The 2647-nt window shown below is 63.0% G+C and carries 4 protein-coding genes; all 4 read right to left on the reverse strand.

The features are described from left to right. Positions 1-52: 52 nt before the first annotated feature. The gene (locus tag PLN84_RS12970; RefSeq protein ID WP_292385641.1) at positions 53-790 is read right to left on the reverse strand and encodes a DUF1673 family protein; all 738 of its coding nucleotides are present in this window, start codon (positions 788-790) and stop codon (positions 53-55) included. Then, positions 787-1485 carry a DUF1673 family protein gene (locus PLN84_RS12975; protein ID WP_292558944.1) on the reverse strand — a complete coding sequence of 233 codons (699 nt, stop codon included), beginning with the start codon at positions 1483-1485 and terminating at the stop codon, positions 787-789. The genes PLN84_RS12970 and PLN84_RS12975 overlap by 4 nt, the downstream gene beginning before the upstream one ends. Further along, entirely contained in the window at positions 1482-2090 is a 609-nt protein-coding gene (locus PLN84_RS12980) for a DUF1673 family protein (RefSeq protein WP_292385644.1), read from the reverse strand. The genes PLN84_RS12975 and PLN84_RS12980 overlap by 4 nt, the downstream gene beginning before the upstream one ends. Next, the coding region (locus PLN84_RS12985; protein WP_348532161.1) for a hypothetical protein at positions 2087-2647 on the reverse strand (561 nt) is incomplete at its 5' end. The genes PLN84_RS12980 and PLN84_RS12985, both read right to left, overlap by 4 nt.

Below are 2647 nucleotides of genomic sequence, written 5' to 3' on the forward strand. Positions count from 1 at the left end.
GCGTTCGGGCACCAGCCGAGTTTCTTCCTGAGATACTCCATAAAGACCGTCATCAGGAACCCCCCAGCACCCGGGCAATCCGTTCGGGGTCGTCCGTGTAGACGTGGAGGAACCCGCCGGACTCCAGTTTCACCTTGAGGTAACCGGGATACCGCAGACTGAGAAGGGCGTGATATAACTTCGCTAGCAAATACACCGCAAAGCCGGCTGAAAAGAGAAGATGAAACGAGAACTCGGGGTCGACCATCTGGCCGCCTAAAAACTGCGTCAACCCCCTCCCTGCGAGGCCGAAGAATATCCCCGCAACCAGGAGAAGAAAGAGCAACGCGACCGCCCAGCGAGGAATGGGAAGGTTTGTCTCTTTCACCTCGACCGACCTGACGGCATCCTTTTCGAAGACGAGCGGTTGGGAATGCGGTCTCCGGACAATGATGGCATCCCCGAAGGACTCTACTACTGTCTGTTTTGTATCGAGATAGAGGCGCACTGCGGCATACGTCGTGAAGGTGAGGGCGAGGAGGATATAGAACCCGGAACGCAACTGGGGGATCAGGAAGCCTATTACGAGGAGCCCGAAGAACCCACCGAGGGCAAGCAGCATCAGCGGTAAGAGGCGGGGACTGACGTAGTCCACGAATACGTTCTCCACCACCTCCCGATTGCCGTCCGCCGCAGCCCCGAGCCCGACCTCGCCGGCCGGCTCAGCATACCGGCGCTGGCAGACCCCGGCGGCTGCCGCGTTCGGGCACCAGCCGAGTCTCTTCCGGATATACTCCACGAAAACCATCATCCGGCTACCTCCAGCATGCGGGCTATCCGTTCGGGGTCGTCCGCGTAGATAGCAGCAAGTTTCTTCTCCGCGGTCGTTATCGTCAGGGTTCGCGGGTAACGTGCCCGCACGTAGGTGCGGTAGACGATCACGGGGAAGAAGATTGCGCCACCAATCCCGAAGATAAACCGCATGGAGGTCGGGTTATCCCATCCAAGGTATATACTGCCGGCCGCCGACACGAGAAGCGCCGCCAGCGTCGTCGCGAGGAGCCAGAAGGGGACGGGGAGTTTGTTCTCTCCCACCTCCACCTTCACGACGGCATCCTTAGGGATGACGACGGGCCGAAAGAGCGGTCGCCTGATGGTGATCGCTTCCGAAGCAATCTCGACGCGGGCTCTTCGCAGGACCCCGTACAACTCCACACCGGAGAAAGCCAGCAGGGTAGCCAGCAGGAGAAGACGGCCAGCAAGAGCTGTCACAGCGAGGCAGCCGATGAGAGAGGCGCCGGCAAGCAGCAGCAGGAAGAGCCTCCCCGGGGTGCCGATTGGGCCGTAGTCCACCAGTGCACCCTCCACCACATCCCGGTTGCCTTCTCTCGCCATACCGACCTCGCCCTCCGGCGCGGCATACCGCCGGCGGACAGTGCCGGCCGCCGCCGCGTTCGGGCACCAGCCCATCCAACGGCGTATCGTCTCGGAGAACTTCATTATCATACGCGTTCACCCTTTGTTGCCGTATCCACGGTATACACCGACCCCCACTCCGCGATCATGATCGCCTGGTGCCGGCGCTCCCAGAGGATCGTGAGGCCGTACCAGGTCCAGAAGATGAGGCTTGCGCCCAGCATGAGCCCGGGAATCCGGTCGAACATCTCGCCCAGAACAAGGTACGCCATACCGGCGACAAAGAGAACGGAGAACACCGGTGCTTTCAGGTACTGAACAATGCGCCGTCCAGGGGTCATGTTCTCCCTGTGGAACTCACCGGCGGCAACCCGCGCATACCGCTTCCGATAACTGAGCAGAGCGCCGAGGAGCGCCCCTACCCCGACGGCAAGACCCGTCCACATGGCAAGGTGCCCTGAAGCATCCTCGACCAGGGTAAAGAGCGCCGCTGCCACCGCTGATGCAACCAGCGCCGCGATGAGCAGCTGGTTGTGGTGGATTCGCCACCACCCGGGCTCGGTCCGGGGGACGCAGTCCCGCCCGCCCGGTAACGCGGCAGTCGCCGGTCGCATCGTGAGCTCCGGCCGCATCGACCCCGTCATGGGGCACCAGCCCATAAGCCTCCGTATCGCCCCGGTGACCTTCAGCATCATGCGTTTTCACCCTCCGCTGTCGTATCCAGGGTATACATCGACCCTTTCTCCGCGATCAGGGTTGTGCGGTGTCTGCGCTCCCAGAGGATCGTGATACCGTACGTCGCCCACCCAATGAGGCTCACGGCCAGCATGAACCCGATGATCTGGCCGAACATCTCGTTCCGAATAAAAAGCACCACGATAGCGGCGGAGAGAATGAGGGCCACCGGCCCGCCCAGGTCCCGGATGACGCGCTGCCACCGGCTCATGTTGGCCCTGATGAACTCGCCGGCGGCAACCCGCGCATACTGCTTCCGGTGACCGAGCAGGAAGCCGAGGGCCCCTCCAGCCCCGATGGCAAGGCCCGTCCACACATCCGGATACCCCAACTCATCCCCGATCAGGAGATAAACCGCTGCTGTCGCCGCCGATGCGGCCAGCGCCATGGTGAAGAGCTGGTTGTGGTAGCGGTGCCACCACCCGGGTTCGGCCCGGAAGAGCCCGTCCTGCCCGCCCGCCGCCGCGGCCGCAGCCGACCGCACCGCGAGTTCCGGCCGCATCGCCCCCGTCATGGG

This window comes from Methanoculleus sp., assembly GCF_035363275.1.
Classification (GTDB): domain Archaea; phylum Halobacteriota; class Methanomicrobia; order Methanomicrobiales; family Methanoculleaceae; genus Methanoculleus.

Coding starts and splice junctions, on each gene's coding strand:
- PLN84_RS12980 (WP_292385644.1), bottom strand. CDS start 2,090: ATGATGCTGAAGGTCACCGGGGCGATACGGAGGCTTATGGGCTGGTGC.
- PLN84_RS12975 (WP_292558944.1), bottom strand. CDS start 1,485: ATGATAATGAAGTTCTCCGAGACGATACGCCGTTGGATGGGCTGGTGC.
- PLN84_RS12970 (WP_292385641.1), bottom strand. CDS start 790: ATGATGGTTTTCGTGGAGTATATCCGGAAGAGACTCGGCTGGTGCCCG.